We start from the raw sequence: 23,521 nt of genomic DNA, 5'->3' as shown, positions 1-23,521 counted from the left end.
TCTTGTCATAAAAAATGCCCCCAAAAGTGTCTAACTTTTTGGGGGCAGTGTACAAGGATGTAGCTTTTTTATTTGTGATTATTTCGATACTTCTAATTCAGAAATATGACTTACTTTTTTGATTAATTTATTGTCTTTATCGATTAATAATAAAGTAGGAGTAGATTCAATTCCAAATTCAGTAGCAATTGGTGAATCCCATCTCAAGAGATCAGAATAATTGTACCACGAGAAATCTTTTGTAGCACTCTCAAAAGCATTTTGATCATAGTCTAAAGAGATTGCAACTATTTCACCACCTTTTGCTTTAAAGTCTTTGTAAAACTCTTTAATATGAGGAACCTCTTGTTGACAAGCAGGACACCAAGATGCCCAAAATACAATTAGTTTTTGATTGGCTTTAATATCATACAATGATTTCTTTCCCTTTACAGCTTTATCAAACGTGATATTTGGAACCTGTTGTCCAACCTGTATTAAACTAACACCAGCTATCTTCTTTAATTGATCTGTAACTTTTCCTTTTAGTCCATTTATTTTTTCACCATATTTTTGATGAAAATTAGCATATTCTTTTTTTGGAACAAATTTTAGAATTGCCGTCAAAACATTTTGACCTCTTGTAGTTTCAATATTTGTTTTTCCTAAGATTTCATCTGTCGCAGCAATCAAATTATCTTCGATATTTTGGTTTCCAGCAGTAGATAATTTGGTGTTGATATAAGCAAAAATCAAATCATTGAACATTCCAGATTGCTCCAAACGAAGATCGTCATTTGAAAAATGATTCAGAATCGACTCTATAGTCGAAGCATCTCTATTATTTTGTGCTTGTTGCTTTAGATCATTTAACTCATTTATATAAGTGATCAAATCAGAAAATTTTTCACTTCTTTTTAAATCATTGATTCGTTTATCTTCTTTTACCATTGCCGTGTAAAACTCATCTGTTGGTTTATACATTTGCATTAAATATGGAAAAACTTGATTTTGAATTTCGTTTAATGGTTGTAACGCCAAAACTTTATTATATTCATTTTGTGCACTACCTTCAATAACTTGAAGTTTAGAATTTATTTCTTGACCTGTAACTGTTTTAAATTTCAAATCTTTGTTATCTGTCAGTAACGATAAATTTTCACCTGTTGGTAAATCGATACGTACAAAACCATTGTATTTTGATGGTACTTTTGTGGTGAAATTACCATTGTTGTCAGTTTTGGAATTGTTGATTAATTTCAATTCAGCATTTTCGTAAACCTTTACTAAAACTGGTTTGTTGGCGTAATTTTCTAATTGTCCAGAAATTGTAAACTGTCCAAAAACAGAGCTTCCTAATACAATAAGAGGAATTATAAATTTATTTTTCATAATTTTTTGTGATATAAAAAAACCTCAATCATTTGATTGAGGTTTAAAAGTATGATTATTATTAATTAAATCAAAGATTTTTTGTATTTGTTCATAGCGAAATATACAACAGCTACTGCAATTGCAAATCCAATTAAATAAATTGTATACTCATCGATTGGAGTTGCAGGATTTCCAGGTGCATTTGTATCTGGAGGTGGTGGACCACAATCTGGATCATCAGGATCACAATCTTGTGCATATATTGTCAGGGCAAATACATTAAATATAAATAAGGTTAGCAGTAATCTAAAATTTTTCATAAGGTTAGCGGTTTATTAATTAATTGTTTTTTGAGAGACAACTTTTCCATCTTTATATGTAATAACAACTACATATACTCCTGTAGCAAGATTTAATTTGTAATCTGAGTTAGTAGAAACATCTACGTTACGAGAAATTAATCTTCCTGTCAAATCATAGATTTCAATCTTAGCACTTGTATTTGAATTCTCAAAACGTACATATTTGCTCGTATTATCTTTATAAATATAAGTTGCATTATTTTTATTTAAATCATCAGTTCCCAAAACTAGAGGAGCTTCATTCCAATAAAGCTCAAATTGATCATTTATGTTAGGATTTGCAACAAATTTTATCTGAGTATTAGCATCTACTTCAACAACATTATTTTTAGATTTATCTAATAAATAGTATTTACCGACAGAAAAGTTATCCACTCTATTTAAAATTGATTGTTCAAATAATCTTAAATTGATCGTATAGTTATGCCCTTCAATTAAATTATTAAATCCAATACCGATTGGTTTTCCTATATAATCTAGCGAGTTAAATTGGTTCAATAAAGTTTGTGAGTTAGTTACAATAGTTCCATCATTTTTTTCTTCAAAAATGAATATTGGATTTTTTGAAATAGATTCATTTACTGAATTCCCTGTAGTATAAAAATTTGAGTTCACTAAATAAGCAGCATCTCCAAGTATTGAATTATCTTCCAATAAAAATAATTCTAACTGAGTAAAATCATTACCTGCAATTAAACCTTTACTTTGTAAGCTTGTATCTTCTAGTAAATTATAACTACTTGTGTCGTTACTCGATCTAGCATAAAGGCCTGAAGTGCTTCCATTTGTAAAGTCATAAATAAAAGTTTTTTGTCTATCCGCTATATTAAAATTTGCTGTAACGATATTACTACCACCATTATTAGCTTTAAGCATTGTATAGTAATCAATTTCGAAGTACTCAAATGGTTTAACTATTAAAGCGTCAGGATTTCCTGCCCAAAAATATGGATTAGCTCCAGTTTCAGATTTTTGTAAATAAGCAGTAATTCTAGTCGTGTTAGTATTACTTCCACCTGTTTGATCATCCCAGTTAACAGAGTAATTATTAGCTAATTTATGTATTCTGAATTTAATTGTAGTAGGTTCAAAAGTTTCAGTAGGACCTTTAATCGCTCCATTAACAACAAATTTTATCCAAGAATTAGCAATAGATACATCACTTAAATCCAAATTTGATGTAAATGGATTTGAAAAACGATGTAAATTCTTTCCATAGCGAGAATTTGTATCAGGAGCATTATTTCCTAAGTATGATACGAACTCCTCGTTATAATTATTTCTAAGATTTTTCCAATTACCCCAAGTTAATTCAGAAAACTGTTCTTTAGTTTTATTTACAATTCCACTTTCGACATTGTTTAATGTTACAGCTTTGTTATTTGGCTTACCGTAAGTAGCGAATTTATTTGAAGCTGATATTCCTTCAAGAAAACTTTTAAAGGCACCATTCATTGTATTAATAGTGTAGTTAGCACCAGCAACTACATCTGTTCCTTTAGGAACATTATCATATTCTGTTTCTTTAACATCCCAAGCAAGTATCGTTTGGTTATATCTGTTAGTTCCACAGTTCGAATTTACAGCACACTCTCCTCTAAATGCAGAAGAGTTAGAAGTAATATTATTAATTATATTTTCAATTTTATCATCTTGATAAGGTAAACCAAATGGGTAATAATCATTTAGAGATGGATTGATATTAGATCTTTCGATTGCTAATTGTCCAGAAACAGAAGATGCTTGATTAATTATTAATTGACCATATTCCGTACTAGTACTGTACTTATTGACGAAGTTTTTACCAATAGTATTTTGGTTATTAAAATTACCTCTAACTTGAATGTTTCCTTCATTAATTATTTTTTCAGTAGTTCCATCAATAGCATCAGTCGTAACATTTACATTTCCTCCATTATAGAATAAAGTACTTGGATTTACTTTAACGATAACTGCATCTTTTATATATGTGTCTTGTGCAGAAGCACTATACATCGCACTAAGTGCGACTAAAGCAAGTAGATTCTTTTTCATATATTATATTATTTTTGGTTGGTCTCTTTAAAATTACTAAATAATTTCATTACAAATATAAAAATTTTTATTAAAAAGTTACTATACAATTAATTATATTATAACCTTCTCTGGTAAATCTTTAATGTTATACATTAAGTCTGTAAAAATTTCTTCCGTAACTGCTCGTAATCCACGAGCTCCTAAACCCAATTCATTGGCACGGTCTACAATTTTATTTAGGGTTTCGTCCGTCACTATAAGCTCTTTTTCATCTAAGGCAAATAGCTTTGTATATTGTTTGATAAGCGAGTTTTTTGGTTCTGTCAAAATAGCTCTCATCGCTTCTTTATCTAACGCTTTAAGATAAGTAATAATAGGCAAACGTCCAATTAATTCTGGAATAATACCAAAGTTTTTCAAATCTTGTGCGTTTACTTCGTCCAAAAGATTTTCGACTTCTTTTTGATCGTCGTTTTTAAAACCAATTACATGTTTTTTCAAACGATCTGCAATGTGTTTTTCAATTCCAGAAAAAGCACCTCCAGCTATAAATAAAATATCTTTTGTATTAACTTCTATAAATTTTTGGTCAGGGTGTTTACGTCCTCCTTTTGGTGGAACATTAACCACAGTTCCTTCCAGAATTTTAAGTAAAGCTTGTTGAACGCCTTCTCCAGAAACGTCTCTAGTAATAGAAGGATTATCGCTTTTTCGTGCTATTTTATCTACTTCGTCGATAAAAACGATCCCTTTTTCAGCAAGTTCTAAATTGTAATCTGCAGCTTGTAAAAGTCGAGTTAAAATACTTTCTACATCTTCTCCTACATATCCTGCTTCTGTCAATACAGTTGCGTCAACAATTGCAAATGGTACATTTAATAATTTAGCAATTGTTTTTGCTAATAATGTTTTTCCACTTCCAGTTTCTCCAACTAAAATAACGTTCGATTTGTCAATCTCAACATCATTATCTTTGTCCAGTAATATTCTTTTATAGTGATTGTAAACTGCAACAGACAATATTTTTTTTGCCTGATCTTGACCAATCACATAATCATCTAAAAACTCCTTAATTTCTTTAGGTGATTTTAAAGTTAGAGGTTTTATCAAATCGTTATTTGCATTAAATTTCGATTCTTCTAAAACAATACCATGCGCTTGCTCAATACAATTATCACAAATATTACCGTCAATTCCAGACACTAAAATATTTACTTCGTTTCTGCTTTTTCCGCAAAAAGAGCACTTATTTTCTTCCAATTTTTTATACTTAATTAAGCTGCAAAGGTACTTATTTTGTTTTAGATAGAAAATATTTCTTTGTTAATTTGTAGATGTTTTTAAGTATGTTTATATAGGGCTTTATAATCTACTTTTTATAACTGTTGTTTTTTACTCATTTCTATTGATTTACTACGTTTTTACTTGTAGAAAACAAAAAAGGATTCTAAATAATTAGAATCCTTTTTTGTTATAATTTTTGAATTAGAAATTATTTTCGAGGTAATAAAACTTCGTCAATCATTCCATATTCTTTTGCTTCTATAGAAGTCATCCAGTAATCACGTTCACCATCTTTTTCGATTTGCTCGAAAGTTTGACCAGAATGGGTTGCAAGAATGTCGTATAATTCTTTTTTCAATTTCAAGATTTCTTTCAATGTGATTTCCATATCAGTTGCTTGACCTTGAGCACCACCTAATGGTTGGTGAATCATCACGCGAGAGTGTTTTAGAGCCGAACGTTTTCCTGCTGCTCCTGCACATAATAGAACTGCTCCCATAGAAGCGGCCATACCTGTACAAATTGTCGCAACATCAGGTTTTACCAACTGCATCGTGTCGTAAATCCCTAATCCTGCATATACACCACCACCTGGTGAGTTAACATAAATTTGAATGTCTTTTGTGGCATCTACACTTTCTAAGAACAATAATTGCGCTTGAATGATGTTTGCAATTTGATCATCGATTCCTGTTCCTAAAAAGATAATTCTATCCATCATCAATCGAGAGAAAACGTCCATTTGTGCAACGTTCAATTTTCTTTCTTCAACAATGTAAGGCGTTGTGTTTTGGATATAACTCTCCATATGTAAAGAGCTAATTCCTTTGTCTAACAGCGCATATTTTTTAAATTCTTCTCCTACGTTTTTCATTATTCAATTTAGATTTTAAATGAAAGGTATAAAGAATTTTTTAGAAGTGATTAAGCTTCTGCCAATTCTTTATTTTTTTCAGTAATGATGTCAACAAACTCGTCAAATGTTACTTCTTTTTCGTTCAATTTTACATTGTTTTTAAAGATGTCTAACATTTTGTCTGTAAACACTTGGTATGATAAACGGTTGTATTCTTCCTGATTTTGTAAAGCAGACATTGCAATTTGTTGTAATGTATCTTCTGGAATAGAATTTTGACCGTACATTTTTAATTGATCTTTGATCGCAGCAAAAGCAGCTTCTTTTACTTCTTCAGCATTTACTTCAACATTATTCAATTCAGCAATTTTAGCTTCGATTAATTGGTAACGTAAACCTTTGTCCATTTTAGCCAATTCTTCTTTTGCTTGCTCTTCAGAAGTTACATTTTCGTTAGAAGAAATTAACCATTTAGTTAAAAATTCTGTTGGTAAATCAAACTGAACTGTCTCTAGTAATTTAGCGACAACATCGTTGATAATTTGTTTGTCAGATTCTTTGTTGTACATGTTTTCTGACTCTTCTTTGATTTTGTTACGGAAAGCTTCTTCTGAATCTACAGCTCCTTCTCCATAAACTTTATCAAATAATTCTTGGTTAACTTCTGCTTTTTCTGCTTTGTTAATTTCTTTGATTGTATAAGTTACTTTAGTTCCTTCTTCAGTAACTTCTGTGTTCAATTGTTGAGCAGCTTCTTCAGCAGTGTCAAAAATATCGTTAGAATTTACTTCTACAACATCACCAACTTTTTTACCAATAAATGCAGAAGCATCTTTTAATTCTTCTAAACGGATAAATGTTGGTTTAGCTTCTTGACCTTCTACAGCAGCTTCTACTTTTAATACTGCTTCAGCTTCAGCTTCAGCTAATGATTTTAATGATCCAAAACGAGCAGCGAAGTTGTCAACATATTTTTGGATTTCGTCTTCAGCAACTTTTACTTTGTAGCTTTCAACTTCAACTTTAGATAAGTCAACCTCAAATTCAGGAGCTAATCCTAATTCGAAATCAAATGATAATAGATCAGCATTCCAATCAACTTCTTTCATTACAGGAACTGGATTTCCTAAGATTGATAATTTTTCTGTGTTGATGTAGTCAGAAACACTTTTTTGTAAGATTTCGTTAACTGTATCAAAAATAACAGCTTGCTCGTATTGTTTTTTTACAAAACTCATTGGAACTTGCCCTTTACGGAATCCTTTGATGTTAGCTGTTTTTCTGTATTGGTTCAATACATCAACTACTTTCTCTTGATAATCTGCCTTGTCAACAGTTACAGTTAATACTGCGTTTAATTTGTCTGTTGTATTTTTAGTAATATTCATCTACCTTAAATTTGGAGTGCAAATGTATAAAATTTTAATCATTTTTAATAGAAGAAAATGAAAATCCAAGCAATTCATTCTCTATAAATTAACAATTGAGATTGAATCTTATCAAATTGTTTAGATTTAGATTTTTAGTTGTCTTGATTATAATTTATTATTCACAAATTTTGATTGATATTTTCAATAATTAAGCCAATAGAAATCAACTGTCAGATTGACATAAAAAAAGTCCAGCAGAATAATCTACTGGACTTTTATATTTAGAATGCTATAATTTTATAGTTCTCCGTAATTTGCGTAAGATTCATCAAACTGAAAATCTTCCATAAATTTCGTTGTATAGTTTCCTGCTACAAAATCTGGATGATCCATTAATTGTAAATGGAAAGGAATTGTTGTTTTGATACCTTCAATATAAAACTCACCTAATGCACGTTTCATTTTCTGAATTGCTTCTTCACGTGTTTGTGCTGTTACGATTAATTTTGCAATCATTGAATCGTAGTTAGGTGGAATTGTATATCCAGCGTATACGTGTGTATCTACGCGAACACCATTACCACCAGGAATGTTAATATTTGTAATTTTTCCTGGAGAAGGACGGAAGTCATTGTATGGATCTTCTGCATTGATACGACATTCGATTGAATGTCCTTGAGGGTAATAGTTTTTACCAGAAATAGGTTCACCAGCTGCTAACATAATTTGTTCGCGAACTAAGTCGAATCCTGTTACTTGTTCTGTAATTGGGTGTTCTACTTGGATACGAGTATTCATCTCCATAAAGTAGAAGTCTCCGTGTTTATCAACTAAAAACTCAATTGTACCAACACCTTCATAACCGATATATTCACAAGCTTTAACTGCTGCTTCACCCATACGTTTACGTAAATCGTCTGTCATAATAGGAGAAGGAGTTTCTTCTGCTAATTTTTGGTTACGACGTTGAATAGAACAGTCACGCTCAGATAAGTGACAAGCTTTACCGTTTTGGTCACTTGCAACTTGAATTTCGATATGACGAGGTTCTTCAATCAATTTTTCCATGTACATACCGTCGTTACCAAAAGCTGCTGCAGCTTCTGTACGAGCAGATTCCCATGCATGTAATAAATCTTCTTCTTTCCAAATTGCACGCATCCCTTTACCACCACCACCGGCAGTAGCTTTCATCATAACAGGGTATTTTATTTCGCGAGCAACCTCTAAAGCTTGTTCATAGCTTTCTAACAAACCGTCAGAGCCAGGAACAACAGGTACTCCTGCTTCTTTCATTGTAGCTTTAGCATTTGCTTTATCTCCCATACGGTCGATATTATCAGCAGGCGCTCCAATGAATTTGATTCCGTTAGATGCACAGATTTTAGAAAAAGTAGAGTTTTCAGATAAAAATCCATAACCTGGGTGAATAGCATCCGCGTCTGTAATTTCTGCAGCCGCGATGATGTTAGCCATTTTTAGGTATGAATCTTTACTTGGAGCAGGACCAATACACACCGCTTCGTCTGCGAAACGTACGTGTAAAGATGTTTCGTCCGCTTTAGAGTAAACAGCAACCGTTTTGATTCCCATTTCTTTTGCAGTACGTATAATACGCATTGCAATTTCACCTCTATTAGCGATTAATATCTTCTTAAACATAATTTTTTAGATGTAATTGATTAAGCTGGATCAACTAAGAATAATGGTTGATCGTACTCAACTGGACTTGCATCGTCCACTAAGATTTTAACAATTTTACCAGAAACTTCAGATTCAATTTCGTTGAATAATTTCATTGCTTCAACAATACATAATACTTTACCTGGAGCGATAGAGTCACCTACACCTACGAAAGGTTCTTTTCCTGGGCCAGCTGAACGGTAAAATGTTCCAATCATAGGAGATTTTACTGTGATTAAATTGCTGTTTTCTTCTTCTGATGGAGTCGTAGAGTTGTTTGCTGGTGCAGCAGCTGGCGCTTGTGGCGCTGCAGCTTGTGCTACAGGAGCTTGAGGTACATAAAATTGTTGAGACGCAACTTGCGCAGGTACGCTTGCTAAAGTTTTGATTTTAATCTCGATGTCATCTTGTTTGATGCTTACTTCAGCAACTTCTGCTTTTGATACGAATCTAATTAAATTTTGAATGTCTTTAATGTCCATATAATGCGGTTTTTTTATTTGACCTTTATGTTTGTTTTAATAAAACGATTTCAAAGGTATTGAAAAAAAAATAAAAAAAGCTGTTTCTTTTATAGAAACAGCTTCAAAATCTTTATAAGATTATATTATTCAGTAACTTCTTGTACTTTTTCTAATACTACTTTTCCTTTGTAGTATAATTTCCCGTCAGACCAATGAGCTCTGTGGTATAAATGTGCTTCACCAGTTGTTTTATCGATTGCTAATTGAGGAGCTTCGATTTTGTAGTGTGTTCTACGTTTATCTCTTCTTGTTGACGACTGTCTTCTCTTAGGATGTGCCATATCTAACTACTTTTTTTCTTTATTTCTATAATTTATTTTAATAATAAAAACCAATTAAGGTTTCAAATCTTTCAATTTTGCCCAACGTGGATCAATGTCGTCATTATCGTCGTCATCACCATTATCGTTGTCATCCTCATCCTCATCGTTTTCTGCATCTTCGTCTAATTCGTAAATGCTATACTGATCAAGTAAGTCTATCATTTCAGAATTACTTTCTCCATTTAAAACATCAGGATGAATTCGTTTTGTTGGTACTGATAACATTGCTAATTCATAAAGAATTTGTGCAAGGTTGATTTGGTATTCTTCACGAGGAATAACCCAAATTTCAAAATCAGTATCGTCAAACTCGTCGCCAAATTTAACAATTAATTCTGCATTATTCGAAATTTCTTGCTGAAACAATTCTCCAGTTAGATCGCAAGGAACAGTAATGTTTCCTTTTAAGCTAATTTCTAACTCGAGCATTGTTGATTTTTTATCTAAAATGATTGATACAATCATCGTAGGATTTTCAAAATCTTGCTCAATTTCAAATAAATCAAAGAACGATTGTGATAATTCGAACGTAAAATTACTCTTACCAAAAGGCAAGCTTGTAAATATAATATTATAATTTTTCAACTTGTCCATACCACAAAAAGGTGTGCAAAGATAATCTAATTTATTTAAAATTAATAGCTCTTTACAACTTATTTTAAATTTTTATTCTTTATTATCGCCTTTCTCTAGTTTTAGAGGAATATGTTGCAATACATTTTTAGTTAACTCTTGATATTCGTTTCGGTTTTTGAACAATTCAATTGCTGTAAAAATAGCTTCTTTAAAAGATTCTTCGTTTGCAATTCCTTTTCCTGCAATATCGTAAGCTGTTCCATGATCAGGAGAGGTACGAACAAATTTTAATCCAGCTGTATAATTTACACCTTCATCAAAACTAATGGTTTTGAAGGCTACCAAACCTTGATCGTGATACATTGCTAAAACAGCATCAAATGCATCTAAATTATGGGGACTAAAAAAGCTGTCAGCTGAATAAGGGCCGAAGACCAATTGATTTTCGTTGATACATCGTTCGATAACAGGAGAAATAATTTCTTTTTCTTCAGAACCCAACAAACCATTATCACCAGCGTGAGGGTTAAGTCCAAGAACTGCAATTTTTGGTTTTGAAATTGCATAATCTTCTACTAAACTTTTATGAATTTGTTGAATTTTAGCGTAAACAGATTTTGTATGAATGTTTTTTGCTACTTCACCTATTGGAATGTGTTGTGTAACCAAACCGACTTTTAGTTTTTCTGAAACCAGAAACATTAAGGGTTTTCCTCCCCAAACTGCACCCAAAAATTCTGTATGTCCAGGAAAATTAAAATCTTCGGACTGAATATTGTCTTTGTTTATAGGAGCGGTTACTAAAACATCAGTAAAGCCATCTGTTACAGATTGTGTTGCAGTTTTTAGAGATTGATAAGCATGTTCGCCAGCTTCTTTGGTTATTTTACCAAAATGAACATCGATTTGATCTTTCCAAAGATTAACAACGTTTATTTTACCGTCAACAATTTGACTTGCATCTTGAATGCCTTGAAAATTGATTCGATCAAATTTTAATTTATCTTTTTGGTAAGATAAGAGTTTTGTTGAGCCAAAAATAACAGGAGTAAAAAACTCTGTCATTTCTTTTTCTTGTAGAGTTTTTAGAATAACTTCTATTCCAACTCCATTATAATCGCCAATCGAAATGGCAACTCTTGGTTTTCTATCTTTTTCAGACATAATTTAATTTTAATAAGATTGGCTTGATGGTTTGTGTTTTTTGAAAAACTTTTTGTAAATCAAATCTACAATTAAACCTCCAATCCATGATGAAAAGAATAAAACAGGACAAATAGCAATTTCGTACCAAGTTGGGTGATATGGTGTGAATAATACATCACCTAATGCTACGATTAAAACAATAAAACCGACAAACATGGTGTAGGCTTGTTTTGCTCTTTTTACAAGTAATGCGGTGATGACACCTCCAACTAAAGCAGCAATTCCGCTAATTGCTAACATTGATCCAAAGAATTGAACTTTAAAATTTTTTCCTTCTCCGTGCGAAAAGTATTTGATGACATGTCGCCATTCAGGGAAAATTTTATCATCCCAATGTAATCTGTTCGCATTGTATATAAGTCCAAATTGAAGAATTGCATAGATGACAATTAATCCTACAATTACAGCAATAGTGTTTCTTAATACAGTTTTGTCTTTAAGCATAATTATTTATTAGTCTGCAATCGCAATTACAGATATTTCTACATTTACATCGCGGGGTAAACGAGCAACTTCTACACATTCTCGCGCCGGGTAATTTGTATCATTGAAATAAGAAGCATACACTTCATTTACGGCATTAAAATCGTTTAAATCTTTTACGAAAATTGTTGTTTTTACAACATTATCTATTGTTGTGCCGCCTTCTTCAAGAATAGCGATAACGTTTTTCATGACTTGGTGTACTTCGTCTTGAATGCTTGATGTTACTAATTCGTTTTTCTCTACATTAAAAGGAATTTGTCCTGAAGTGTAAAGAAAACCATTGTATTTTACTCCTTGCGAATATGGTCCGATAGCTTGTGGCGCTTTGTTCGTATGAATAATTTGTTTTTTCATGTTTTGATATTTTTAGTAATTAAGTCTTGATCTGTCGTTGTACTTCAAATCTTGTAGGATCGAAGCTTTGATTCCGATGAAGAAATCATAACTTTTGTAAGTTCCCATTGGAGTCCAGTTAAACGATAAAGTAAAACTACGTAAATCTCGTTCAAATCCGAAACGAACATAGGTGATTTCATTCGTAATAAAATCGTATGTAGCGTTAGCTGAAATTGCCCAATAAGGTGTTGGAGAGATTTTACCATTCAATGCAATAGAACCTGTGCTATCTCCTTTTCGCTGTGTTCCTTTTGTGTAGTTATAGCTGATGTTAGCCGTTAAACTCCATGGAATAGCGAATTGTGCGTAATTATCGCTGTCGTAATAGAAATTTTCGTCACGTACGGTTCCTCTTTTTTTATAGTTCTTGGCATCGAAACCTTTTCCACCAAATGTACTGTTGTCAAATGTATATCCAGTTCCTAATGTCATATTCGAAATACGAAGATCTCCTAATCCCATTTTGTCAACATATTCTGCAACTTCATTACCAGAAGCATTGATGTAGCGTCTAATTTTGTATGGATTTACGGTTGATGAAAATTGAACATTAACTTTTCGGTCAAATAAAGAAGTCATTCCATTAATATTTATAGGAGAAAGTTTGAATTCTTCTGCAGAAAAATTATAGGATGAACTTAAACGTAAGTATTCAAAAATCTTTACTTTTTTGAAACCTTTCGGATCATTATCATTTTTTACTTTCATCTCTAAATTGTTCGAAAGTCCAAAATTTAAGGAATTAGTCAATCCTGGAATTCCTACACCATACAACATGTCTTGGTATTGATTGTACCAAATTTCTTCTTGATTTTGATCTTTGTAAGCTTTGTAATATCCCCAAGACTCACCTTGAAAATCTGGTGTGTAACTATAGCCAATTGAAGGCGTAATCACATGTTGAATACCTAAGATTTTAGCATCTTTGTTAGGATTAAGGTATAAGCCATAAATATTCGTTGAAACAGAAGCATTGAAATTAAATGTTCGATACGAATTAAATCCTTTTAAAGTTGTGTCTTCAATTTTTCCATTCACTGAATTGTAACGTTTAATTAAACGATTATCACCCCAAACTTCATTGTAATCTGATGATAAGGTTAATGGAAAATAATTAGCAAGTGTTATTCCTGTCTGTAAACCAATTTTGTGATTTGCACCCATACGCATTTGTTCTTTCCACATTTTATCTGTGAAAATATCGTTATCATTTGTGTTCACTTCGTTTCCAGCTTGCATACTATACGTTAGTCCAAGGTTTTGTAATAAACCTTCTTTTGGCATATTTTTCTTTGCAAATGGAAAAATACGAGACATGGTTAAGTTAAGACGAGGAAATGCAATGTTAATATCACCCGTATTGTAGTTCTGAGAATGCGACATACTCAATTGAGCTGTTAAGGGTGCGTTCTCAAAGTTCTTCGTCAAGTTAATAGATGAGTTGACATTATTTGTGAAAACATCTCCTGTATTAATGTACTGATTTCGTACAGATTCTCGGTAGTATTTTGAACTCGAAAAGTTGACATTTGCGTTGAATAACCAATACGGATTTGCTTTAGGATCTTGACTATGCGACCACATTACACCAAACAGATTTTGTTTAGAGAATGCATTTGCTCCATCTGTAATTCCTTTAATTCCAGTTAATCGATTTTCTACATTTGCCGATAGTCTACCATTGTATTTATAACGTTTTTTATAATTCGATTCAGCTCTCGCTGCCCAACTACCTTTTGTGTAAATATCTCCAGAAAGTTTTAAATCGAAATTATCACCAAATGGAACATAAAAACCTAAATCTTCGATAAAGAAACCAAGATTTGTACGTTCACCTGGACGTGGCATTAAGATTCCAGCTGCACGTTTTGCGCCCATTGCTGGAATATACCCAAATGGTAATGCTAAAGGGGTAGGAACATCATAAATCCACATATTAATAGGTCCGGTAATCAAGGTTTTCTTACCATTTTTATCAATCATTTTTCCTTCTTTGGCACGAAGAAAATAATCTGGACGTGTATCTTTTCCTTCTTTAAAATAAGTATCCGTTGTAAAATCAGCACGTTTCAATAACATAACCGAATCGTTGACGCGCTTGGCTTTATCAGCAATAATAATTCCTTCTTCTTGTGTCATGCGAATGTTATACGCAATTCCGACTTTCGTTTTGAAATTTACTTTGAAAGCATCTTGCAAAATTTCTTGTTGACCTTGTGTAAACTTCGTTTTTTCAATAATGTTACCAATAGAATCACGTTTACCTTCGGCATATACATCACCCGTATCCCAGTTTAATTCTATGTAATCGGCATCAATAGTCATGTCACCATAAACAACATGTGCCTTACGCAAAAGGTAAGTCATACGTTTTTTACGGTTATGAATTTCATCTTCAGAACTATGCTCTACTACAAACTCTAATTTCTCTTTTACAGGGATAATCGTATCTAATTTCACAGAATCAGAAACAATTTTAGAGTGATCTTTATCGTTATTATTTTGCTTAACTTGCCCAAAAGAAATGGTGCAAACCATAACTGGACTAAAAAATAAAATCGATTTAATTGCCTTTGTAAACAAATTGAAAAACTTATTTTTTATAAATTGCGTCAAAATTAATCAAAAAAACAAACCTATAGTATGAGTTTAAAAATGATTAACATACAAAAGTATTTATTTTTTGCGATGATGTTGGTATTTTCTACACTTTCATTTGCTCAAAAAAAACAAAATTTTGTAATTGTTATAGATGCTGGTCATGGTGGTAAAGATGTTGGAGCAAGGGGAGTCGCTGATTATGAAAAGAATATCACGTTAGATGTTTCGAAAAGATTAGCAGAATTAATAAAGAAAAATCACAAAGATGTTAAAGTTATTTTAACACGCGATACAGATGTTTTTTTAGAATTGTGGGAACGTACAAAAATTTCGAATGATAATCATGCAAATTTATTTGTTTCCATTCATTGTAATTCGGCTGATAATAAAAGTGCGACGGGTACAGAAACATTTGTGATGGGATTGAAAAGATCAAACGAAACAGATGAAGTATCGAAACGCGAGAACTCAGTTGTGTTTTTAGAAAAAGATCAAGAACGTTACGAAAAATTTAATCCAAATGATCCTGAGGCTGTTATTGCTTTCGAAATTATGAATGCAGCTTATAAAGAGCAATCGATTCGTTTTGCAGATTTAGTCGAAAAAGGTTTTGTAAACCGAGATTTCAGAAAAAGTAGAGGAGTGAAACAAGCTAATTTTCACGTCTTAAGAGGAAATGCTTCACCTTCAGTTTTGGTAGAGTTAGGATTTATTTCGAATTATGATGAAGGAAACTATTTGGCCTCTAACGAAGGAAAAGAGCAGTCAACTCAAACAATTTATGAAGCGTTCAAACAATTCAAGAAAGAATACGATCGAAGAAGTGGAATAGAATATGAGGAAGAAAAACCTAAATCTGTAAAAAAAGTTGAAAAACCTGTAGAAGGAAAAAAATTGAAGATCAAGGTAATGGAATCTAAGATGAAATTTTCTGCCACGTCGCCACAGTTGAGGGGTTTAACAGATTTAGATGTTATTCAAGAAGGAGATAAATATGTGTACTATTATGGTGAAACAGATTTACAATCCCGAGCAGATGATTTGTTGCAAACAGTAAAACGCAAAGGTTTTTCAGGTGCTAAAATTGTTGAATTTGAAACAAATAAAAAATTAGAAGGTGGTAAAAACTACCGAGTACAATTCATGACATCTAATAAAAAATATAGAGATAAAGACGATAAATTCAATGGACTTACAAATGTATTGAGGGTGAAAGAAGGTGGACTCCAAAAATATTATTTTGGTGCAGATAAAACAATGGAAGCAGCTCAAAAAACATTGAAACAAGTTCAAGATAAAGGTTTTAGAAATGCGTTTATCGTTACATTTAATGGCGAAGAACCAATGTAAGCGTAATATAAAGTGTTTCTTTACAAATTAAATTTTATTTTTGCATAAAATCATATCAAGTGAAATTATCTAAAGAATTCAAAATTGGAATCATAACCTTGTTAACCTTAGTAGGTTTCTTTATGTTGTTCAATTTTTTGAAAGGACAAAATATCTTTTCATCAGGACGTTTATTTACAGTGAAATACGAAAATGTAAATGGATTAGCACCTTCAAAACCTGTTTCTGTAAACGGTTTGAGAGTAGGTCAGGTGAAAGAAATCAAAATTATAGATACAGCCAAACCAATTTATTTTGAAGTGGTGATTTCTGTAGAAAAAGACATCGAGTTTTCGAAGAAAACAGTAGCGGAAATTTATGAACCAGGAATTATGTCTGGCCCAGAGGTTCGCCTATTGTTGGATTACGGACCAGATATTGCAAAAGACGGAGATTTTTTACAAGGACGAATTGCAGGAGGAATGTTAGACGGTTTGTCAAAGCAATTAACGCCAACGCAAGCAAAATTGGACAGTGTATTATTAAGCTTTAATCAAACATTAGGAAGTGTAAACAATGTATTAGATCCATCAACTCAGCAAGATATTAAAGCCATGTTGAGAAATTTAAACCATACAATTGATTCGTTTGATAAAACTGCAAAATCATTAACAGCAACATCAAATAGTGCAAATCGTTTGATTGAAACTAATGAAAAAACATTAAATTCGACACTTAACAATGCAAACGCAACAATGGCTTCTGCAAAAGCTACAGTTGATAAATTTGGTGAAACTGCAGATAAATTGAATGCATTAGAGTTGGATCAAGTAATCAAAAATTTTGAAAAAGCATCCAATAATTTGAATATCTTGTTAGAAGATATGAACAATGGAAAAGGATCTTTAGGAAAATTAGCAAAAGATGAAACGCTTGCCAATGAATTGGAAGCTACTATTAAAAATATGAATGCGTTGGTTGAAGATTTAAAGAAAAATCCAAGTCGCTATGTTAATATCTCTGTTTTTGGTAAAAAACAACCAGTACAACCATAACATGGATTAAAAAAAATATTAAAACTCAAAACTCACAAAAAAGACTAATAAAAAATGATGAAGTACATTCCAAATGTAATTTTTCTCTTAATTATGATTGGGAGTATTTGGTTCTTTGCAAAAAATGTAAAGAAACTGATACGTAATATCAAATTAGGAAAAGAAATTGATCGTTTCGACCATCCAGCTGAAAGATGGAAAACGATGGCACGTGTCGCGTTAGGACAAGGTAAAATGACGGTACGTCCGTTAGCAGGAATCTTGCATATTTTTGTATATGTAGGTTTCGTTTTAATCAACATCGAAGTTTTAGAAATTATTATCGATGGTGTGTTTGGAACGCACCGTGTGCTTAGTTTCTTAGGAAGTTTCTATAACGGAATGATTGCATTTTTCGAAATTTTAGCCTTTTTGGTTATGATTTCATGTATCATTTTCCTTTTCAGAAGAAATGTCGTAAAAGTTGGACGTTTCTGGAAACCAGAAATGAAAGGTTGGGCAAAAGACGATGCAAATTATATTCTTATTATGGAAATTGCATTTATGTTAGCCTTATTTACAATGAATGGTGCAGATCAAGTACTACAAGCAATGGGAGCAGAACATTATGCAAAAGTAGGATCTTTTCCTATCTCATCTTGGCTAACAGCCCCAATAATTAGTCAGTTTGATGATGTTACATTTATTACACTTATAGAAAGAGCAGCTTGGTGGTTTCACATCATTGGGATTTTCTTTTTCTTAAATTATTTATATTATTCAAAACATCTTCACATCGTTTTGGCTTTTCCAAATACTTGGTTTTCTAAATTGGAACCAAAAGGAGAATTCAACAACTTACAAGCTGTAACAGATGAGGTAAAAATGATGATGGATCCTAATGCAGATCCATATGCAGCACCCGCTGAACCACAAGGCGAACCTGAAACATTTGGTGCAAAAGATATTTTTGATTTAAATAGAGTGCAATTACTTAATGCCTATACATGTACAGAATGTGGTCGTTGTACAGCCGAATGTCCAGCAAATTTAACAGGTAAAAAACTATCTCCTCGTAAAATTATGATGGATACACGTGATCGTTTAGAAGAAGTAAGTAAAAATATCGACACAAATGGGAAGTTTGTTGATGATGGAAAAATGCTTGTCAATGATTACATTACACCAGAGGAATTATGGGCGTGTACATCTTGTAATGCCTGTGCACAAGCTTGTCCAGTAAATATCGATCCATTATCAATCATCGTTGACTTGCGTCGTTATTTAGTCATGGAACAATCTGCTGCGCCACAAGAGTTAAATATGATGATGACAAATGTCGAAAACAATGGAGCTCCTTGGCAATTTAACAATGCAGATAGATTGAACTGGGCAAACGATTAAATTGTAAAATACAATTACTCATTCTCGAAGAACTATTAATTTAAACATAATACAAACACAACACACACATGGAAAATTTCTTAGAGGAAAAAATTGAAAACGGAGAAAGAGTAAGTCCTATTTTACCAGAGAATATCAAGAATTATTTAATTGATATTGATGGAACAATTTGCGATGATATTCCTAACGAAGAACCAGAACGTATGTTAACTGCAGCTGTTTATCCAGATGCTTTAGAAACGTTGAATAAATGGTATGAAGAAGGGCATTTTATTACATTTTTCACATCGCGTATAGAAGAACATCGTGAATACACAGAAATTTGGTTGAAAAAACATGGTTTTAAATATCATGGACTTTTAATGGGAAAACCTCGTGGAGGAAATTACCATTGGGTAGACAACCATTTAGTAAAAGCAACACGATACAATGGTAAATTTACAGATTTGGTTGAAAAAAATGTTTCCATTCAGGTTTTTGATGATGGTAATCATTAAATCAAATCCAATCAAATAACACAAAAAAATATGTCAAATATTACAGTTAAAACAATGGCTCAATATATGGCCGAAGGTAAACAACCAGAAGTTTTGTTCTGGGTTGGTTGTGCCGGAAGTTTTGATGATAGAGCTAAAAAAATAACAAGAGCATTTGTTAAAATTTTAAATAACATCGGAGTCGAATTTGCAGTTTTAGGGACAGAAGAATCTTGTACGGGGGACCCCGCAAAAAGAGCAGGAAACGAATTTGTTTTCCAAATGCAAGCGATGATGAATATTGAAGTTTTGAATGCTTACGAGGTAAAAAAAATTGTTACAACTTGTCCGCATTGTTTCAATACTTTGAAAAACGAATACCCAAGTTTAGGAGGAGATTACGAAGTCCTACATCACTCGCAATATCTTCAACAATTAATCAACGAAGGTAAATTGAAATTAGAAGGTTCTGAAACATTCAAAGGTAAACGAATCACATTCCATGATCCATGTTATTTGGGTCGAGGAAATGATGTGTACGAAGCACCTCGTGAACTAATTGAAAAATTAGACGCCGAATTAGTTGAAATGAAACGTTGTAAAACACGTGGACTATGTTGTGGTGCAGGCGGTGCTCAAATGTTCAAAGAACCAGAAAAAGGTAACAAAGACATTAATGTCGAGCGTACAGAAGAAGCGTTAGAAAAAGAACCGCATATTATTGCGACTGGCTGCCCATTTTGTAATACAATGATGACTGATGGGGTAAAACATTTTGAGAAAGAATCTACTGTATTAGTAAAAGATTTAGCTGAATTAATTATGGAAGCGAAAGATTTATAGTTAATTTCAAAAAATATAACCGTTGTAAAACCGCCTCTTTTGAGGCGGTTTTTTTTATTTAAAACAAAATGAATTGGATAGAATGACGAATACTTAAAATATTAGATGTACATTTGCAAAGTATTAGAGACAAGATTTTAAGCTTTAATTTACTTTTTTAATTATATTTTTTGACTTCAGTCAACTCATTTTATTAATTTTTGTACTTCGAAATTATTACTCTAGAATTGATATTCATTTAGTTGGGTATTTATTTTTTTATCTCTCTTTTATATAAGTAACAATAAAATTTGATAAAAAATATCTATGGCAGATTCCACATCTAAAAAGGAAAAAAATAAAAAAAGAGCATTAAAAAAAATAGAGAAAAAAAATAAAAGAGAAAATCGTAAAGAAAATAATAACAAAGGAAAATCATTAGAAGAAATGATTGTTTATGTTGATGTTTTAGGAAACTTTACAGATATTCCTCCTCACCTTCAAGACAAAGAAAAGGATTTATTGAATAACTCTAGATCAGAAGATAAAGATGTTTTTATAACAGGTGTAGTTGATAATTACAACGATCAGAAAGGTTTTGGATTTATCAAAATAACAAATTCTACAGAGAAAGTTTTTTTCCATTTCAAAGAATCGAAAGAATTATTAAAAGTAGGAGATGCAGTAGAGTTTAAAAAAGCAATAAGCGAAAAAGGCTACAGAGCGACTCAAATTTCAAAAAATTAATTATTAAATAATATATAAATGCAAGAAGGAACAGTAAAATTCTTTAACGAATCAAAAGGTTTTGGTTTTATTTCAAGTGCTAATGGAGGTGAAGATATTTTCGTACACGTATCAGGATTAGTAGATAGAGTTAATGAAAATGACAGAGTAACTTTTGACCTAGAAAAAGGTAAAAAGGGACTTATGGCAGTAAATGTAAAAAGAATATAATTTTATTCATAGTTTTTATTAAAAGAAGGGGATTGGAAACAATCTCCTTTTTTGCTTTTTGCTCATTAGCTAAAATAATTTCGTAACTTTGAATACAAATTTTAAATGAAGAGAAAATGAATTTAGCAGACGAATCAAGAATTTGGATTTTTCAAGCCAATCGTAAATTCTCGGCAATAGAAAAAGAAGTTATTACAACAAAATTAAATACTTTTATTGCAGATTGGAATGCACATGGAGCTGAACTTTTAGCTGATTTTGTTTTACCGTATGATCAATTTATTGTAGTTGCAGTAGACGAAAATCAAGCAACCGCAAGTGGATGCTCAATTGATAAGTTGACGAAATTAGTACGCGAAATAGATGCTGCTTATTCGTTTGATTTATTAAACCGTATGTTAGTTTCTTACGAAAATGAGGAAGAAATCTTCATCGAAAAATTACCGAATTTTAAACAAAAAGTAAAAGAAGGTGCTATTAAAAATGTAAACGTTTTCAATAATGGTGTTTCTTCTTTACACGATTTTAAACAAAATTGGTTATTACCTATCGAACAAAGTTGGGCTAAAACATTACTAAATTAAGCCTTAAAATAGTAGAAAATATCTTCGCCGAGTTTGCTTAAAAGCTCGGCTTTATTTTTGATAAAAGATTGTTGAAAAAATACTATTTTTACATATTAATAAATAAAAAATAACTATGAAAAACAAAGGATGTCTTATTGGAGGTGGAGCTTTAGTTGGAATAATTGTAATTATTGGACTATGGTTAATGTCTGTTTATAACGGATTAGTACCTATGCAAGAAAATGTAAAATCGCAATGGTCGAACGTAGAAAATACATACCAAAAACGTTCAGACTTAGTCAATCAGTTAGTTGGAACTGTAAAAGGTGCTGCGAATTACGAAAAAGAAACATTAACTGCTGTTATAGATGCACGTGCAAAAGCAACATCAAATCAAATAAAAATTGATGATCCAAATCAATTAACACAAGAAAATATTTCTAAATTCCAAGCTGCGCAAGATCAATTAGGATCTACATTAAGCCGTTTATTGGTATCTGTAGAAAGATACCCAGAGTTAAAAGCTGTAACAGGATTTACTAATTTACAAGCTTCTATTGAAAGTATGGAACAAGAAGTTTTATTCGAAAGAAAAAAATACAACGAAGCAGCAAAAGTGTATAATACTAAAATTAAAACATTCCCAACGAATATGATGGCTGGAATTGTTGGTTTTACAGAGAAAGGATATTTCGAAGCTGCGGCAGGAACTGAAAATGCTCCTACAATAGATTTTTCTAAATAATAAAAAATCATCACTATGGGAAAAAAGAAACATCATTTTCTTTCTTCAAAAGATGAAAAAAAAATAATCGAAGCCATTCAAAAAGCCGAGAAAAATACAAGTGGTGAGATTCGAATTCATATTGAATTCGAATCTTCTCCAAATCATTTTGATAAAGCTTTAGAGGTTTTCGAAAGATTAGAAATGTATAAAACAAAAAACAGAAATGGTGTTTTATTCCATGTTTCTCCAACCGATCATAATTTTACAATTATCGGCGATGAGGGAATTGATAAAGTAACACCTGATGATTTTTGGGATGATATAAAAGAAGAAGTTATCAAACATTTCAAAAAAGAAAATTATACAAAAGGCCTTTGTGAAGGAATTAAAAAAACAGGCAAAGCACTTAAAAAATATTTTCCTTATCAAGAGGATGATACAAATGAACTTTCAGATGAAATTAGCTACAATTAAATATTTTTTTCTAACATTTTTCTTTTCAATTTTAACCGTTTTTGGTCAGACACCAGATGAATTGGTTAAGATGAAAAATCCACCAAAAAAGTTAGTGCAGGATTATGCACACGTTTTTGATGCAATGCAATTGAATGATTTAGAACGAAAATTGGTAGCGTATAACGACTCTACTTCAACTCAAATTTTGGTCTTAACAGTAGAGTCTTTGGATGGTTATCCCTTGGAGACGTTTGCAAATGAAATTGGAGAAAATTGGGGTGTTGGAACAAAAGGTAAAGACAACGGAGTTGTTATTGTATTGAGTGAAAAAGATCGTAAGATTACTATCAGAACGGGATATTCGGCTCAAATTTATTTACCTCCAAGTGTCAATAAATCCATAATCGATCAAGTAATTATTCCTTATTTCAAAAAAGGTGATTACGCTGGTGGAATAAATGCTGGAGTTAATTCTATTTTTAAAGCATTTGCAGGACAATATAAACAAGATAAACCAAAATCTAATGAACCCGAAATGGATTGGTTTGTTCTTATTTTTGTTATTGGATTTTTCATCTTTATCTTTATTATTATGTCAAAAGGTAAAGGAGGAAATAATAATGGAAATGGAGGAAATGGTGGCAGACGAAGTCTGTTAGATGACATTATTATTATGAACACTGGAAGTTCTGTTTTCGGTAGTGGAGGTTTTGG

25 protein-coding genes are annotated in these 23,521 nt (G+C 31.8%); 11 read left to right on the top strand and 14 right to left on the bottom strand.

Annotated features, from left to right (window positions below; genetic code table 11):
• Window positions 1–78: 78 nt before the first annotated feature.
• From Q0616_RS02525 to Q0616_RS02460, 14 genes are all read right to left on the bottom strand, one after another.
• Entirely contained in the window at window positions 79–1,371 is a 1,293-nt protein-coding gene (locus Q0616_RS02525; RefSeq protein ID WP_298774822.1) for a TlpA disulfide reductase family protein, read from the bottom strand.
• A gap of 65 nt (window positions 1,372–1,436) precedes the next feature.
• Window positions 1,437–1,673, bottom strand: coding sequence for a hypothetical protein (locus tag Q0616_RS02520; protein WP_298774819.1), 237 nt, complete (start codon window positions 1,671–1,673; stop codon window positions 1,437–1,439).
• Window positions 1,674–1,688: 15 nt separating this feature from the next.
• A complete protein-coding gene (locus tag Q0616_RS02515) occupies window positions 1,689–3,749 on the bottom strand; it encodes a T9SS type A sorting domain-containing protein (RefSeq protein ID WP_298774816.1) in 2,061 nt (686 codons plus the stop codon).
• Between the two features lie 93 nt (window positions 3,750–3,842).
• Complete coding sequence (clpX, locus tag Q0616_RS02510; RefSeq protein WP_171622389.1) at window positions 3,843–4,991, bottom strand: ATP-dependent Clp protease ATP-binding subunit ClpX; 1,149 nt, start codon at window positions 4,989–4,991, stop codon at window positions 3,843–3,845.
• A gap of 232 nt (window positions 4,992–5,223) precedes the next feature.
• Window positions 5,224–5,889, bottom strand: coding sequence for an ATP-dependent Clp endopeptidase proteolytic subunit ClpP (clpP, locus tag Q0616_RS02505; RefSeq protein WP_171622390.1), 666 nt, complete (start codon window positions 5,887–5,889; stop codon window positions 5,224–5,226).
• Window positions 5,890–5,939: 50 nt separating this feature from the next.
• Window positions 5,940–7,259, bottom strand: a complete 1,320-nt coding sequence (locus Q0616_RS02500) for a trigger factor (protein WP_298774813.1) — start codon at window positions 7,257–7,259, stop codon at window positions 5,940–5,942.
• A gap of 279 nt (window positions 7,260–7,538) precedes the next feature.
• Window positions 7,539–8,903 carry an acetyl-CoA carboxylase biotin carboxylase subunit gene (accC, locus tag Q0616_RS02495; protein WP_171622392.1) on the bottom strand — a complete coding sequence of 455 codons (1,365 nt, stop codon included), beginning with the start codon at window positions 8,901–8,903 and terminating at the stop codon, window positions 7,539–7,541.
• A 20-nt stretch (window positions 8,904–8,923) separates the two neighbouring features.
• Window positions 8,924–9,406, bottom strand: coding sequence for an acetyl-CoA carboxylase biotin carboxyl carrier protein (gene accB, locus Q0616_RS02490; RefSeq protein ID WP_171622393.1), 483 nt, complete (start codon window positions 9,404–9,406; stop codon window positions 8,924–8,926).
• A 125-nt stretch (window positions 9,407–9,531) separates the two neighbouring features.
• Window positions 9,532–9,729 (bottom strand): 50S ribosomal protein L32, encoded by a 198-nt coding sequence (gene rpmF, locus Q0616_RS02485; protein ID WP_019975824.1) that lies wholly within the window; start codon window positions 9,727–9,729, stop codon window positions 9,532–9,534.
• Window positions 9,730–9,783: 54 nt separating this feature from the next.
• Window positions 9,784–10,365, bottom strand: a complete 582-nt coding sequence (locus Q0616_RS02480; protein ID WP_260542317.1) for a DUF177 domain-containing protein — start codon at window positions 10,363–10,365, stop codon at window positions 9,784–9,786.
• Between the two features lie 72 nt (window positions 10,366–10,437).
• Entirely contained in the window at window positions 10,438–11,511 is a 1,074-nt protein-coding gene (pdxA, locus tag Q0616_RS02475) for a 4-hydroxythreonine-4-phosphate dehydrogenase PdxA (RefSeq protein ID WP_298774808.1), read from the bottom strand.
• Window positions 11,512–11,520: 9 nt separating this feature from the next.
• Window positions 11,521–11,997 (bottom strand): hypothetical protein, encoded by a 477-nt coding sequence (locus Q0616_RS02470; protein WP_171622396.1) that lies wholly within the window; start codon window positions 11,995–11,997, stop codon window positions 11,521–11,523.
• Window positions 11,998–12,006: 9 nt separating this feature from the next.
• Window positions 12,007–12,393 carry a RidA family protein gene (locus Q0616_RS02465; protein WP_171622397.1) on the bottom strand — a complete coding sequence of 129 codons (387 nt, stop codon included), beginning with the start codon at window positions 12,391–12,393 and terminating at the stop codon, window positions 12,007–12,009.
• A gap of 12 nt (window positions 12,394–12,405) precedes the next feature.
• Window positions 12,406–15,018, bottom strand: coding sequence for a putative LPS assembly protein LptD (locus Q0616_RS02460; RefSeq protein ID WP_171622398.1), 2,613 nt, complete (start codon window positions 15,016–15,018; stop codon window positions 12,406–12,408).
• A gap of 72 nt (window positions 15,019–15,090) precedes the next feature.
• Between Q0616_RS02460 and Q0616_RS02455 the strand changes: the two genes are divergently transcribed.
• The 11 genes from Q0616_RS02455 to Q0616_RS02405 all read left to right on the top strand — a co-directional run.
• On the top strand, window positions 15,091–16,386 hold the full coding sequence (locus Q0616_RS02455; protein WP_284583337.1) for an N-acetylmuramoyl-L-alanine amidase: 1,296 nt from the start codon (window positions 15,091–15,093) through the stop codon (window positions 16,384–16,386).
• Between the two features lie 59 nt (window positions 16,387–16,445).
• Entirely contained in the window at window positions 16,446–17,420 is a 975-nt protein-coding gene (locus Q0616_RS02450) for an MlaD family protein (RefSeq protein ID WP_260542324.1), read from the top strand.
• A 57-nt stretch (window positions 17,421–17,477) separates the two neighbouring features.
• Complete coding sequence (locus tag Q0616_RS02445) at window positions 17,478–18,803, top strand: (Fe-S)-binding protein (protein WP_284584284.1); 1,326 nt, start codon at window positions 17,478–17,480, stop codon at window positions 18,801–18,803.
• Between the two features lie 68 nt (window positions 18,804–18,871).
• Window positions 18,872–19,300 (top strand): phosphoheptose isomerase, encoded by a 429-nt coding sequence (locus tag Q0616_RS02440; protein WP_260542326.1) that lies wholly within the window; start codon window positions 18,872–18,874, stop codon window positions 19,298–19,300.
• Between the two features lie 30 nt (window positions 19,301–19,330).
• Complete coding sequence (locus Q0616_RS02435; RefSeq protein WP_260542328.1) at window positions 19,331–20,122, top strand: (Fe-S)-binding protein; 792 nt, start codon at window positions 19,331–19,333, stop codon at window positions 20,120–20,122.
• 306 nt (window positions 20,123–20,428) lie between these two features.
• The gene (locus tag Q0616_RS02430) at window positions 20,429–20,848 is read left to right on the top strand and encodes a cold shock domain-containing protein (RefSeq protein ID WP_171622403.1); all 420 of its coding nucleotides are present in this window, start codon (window positions 20,429–20,431) and stop codon (window positions 20,846–20,848) included.
• 18 nt (window positions 20,849–20,866) lie between these two features.
• A complete protein-coding gene (locus Q0616_RS02425; RefSeq protein WP_171622404.1) occupies window positions 20,867–21,058 on the top strand; it encodes a cold-shock protein in 192 nt (63 codons plus the stop codon).
• 116 nt (window positions 21,059–21,174) lie between these two features.
• Window positions 21,175–21,642, top strand: a complete 468-nt coding sequence (locus tag Q0616_RS02420) for an ABC transporter ATPase (RefSeq protein WP_171622405.1) — start codon at window positions 21,175–21,177, stop codon at window positions 21,640–21,642.
• A 115-nt stretch (window positions 21,643–21,757) separates the two neighbouring features.
• Entirely contained in the window at window positions 21,758–22,369 is a 612-nt protein-coding gene (locus Q0616_RS02415) for a LemA family protein (RefSeq protein ID WP_171622406.1), read from the top strand.
• A 15-nt stretch (window positions 22,370–22,384) separates the two neighbouring features.
• The gene (locus Q0616_RS02410; protein ID WP_171622407.1) at window positions 22,385–22,825 is read left to right on the top strand and encodes a TPM domain-containing protein; all 441 of its coding nucleotides are present in this window, start codon (window positions 22,385–22,387) and stop codon (window positions 22,823–22,825) included.
• A partial coding sequence (locus Q0616_RS02405) for a YgcG family protein (RefSeq protein ID WP_298774791.1) occupies window positions 22,806–23,521 on the top strand: 716 nt, incomplete at its 3' end. The genes Q0616_RS02410 and Q0616_RS02405, both read left to right, overlap by 20 nt.

The organism is uncultured Empedobacter sp. (assembly GCF_937930195.1).
Lineage (GTDB): Bacteria > Bacteroidota > Bacteroidia > Flavobacteriales > Weeksellaceae > Empedobacter > Empedobacter stercoris.
The sequence above is the reverse complement of the archived record's forward strand: the minus strand, read 5'-3'. Positions and strand labels throughout refer to the sequence as shown.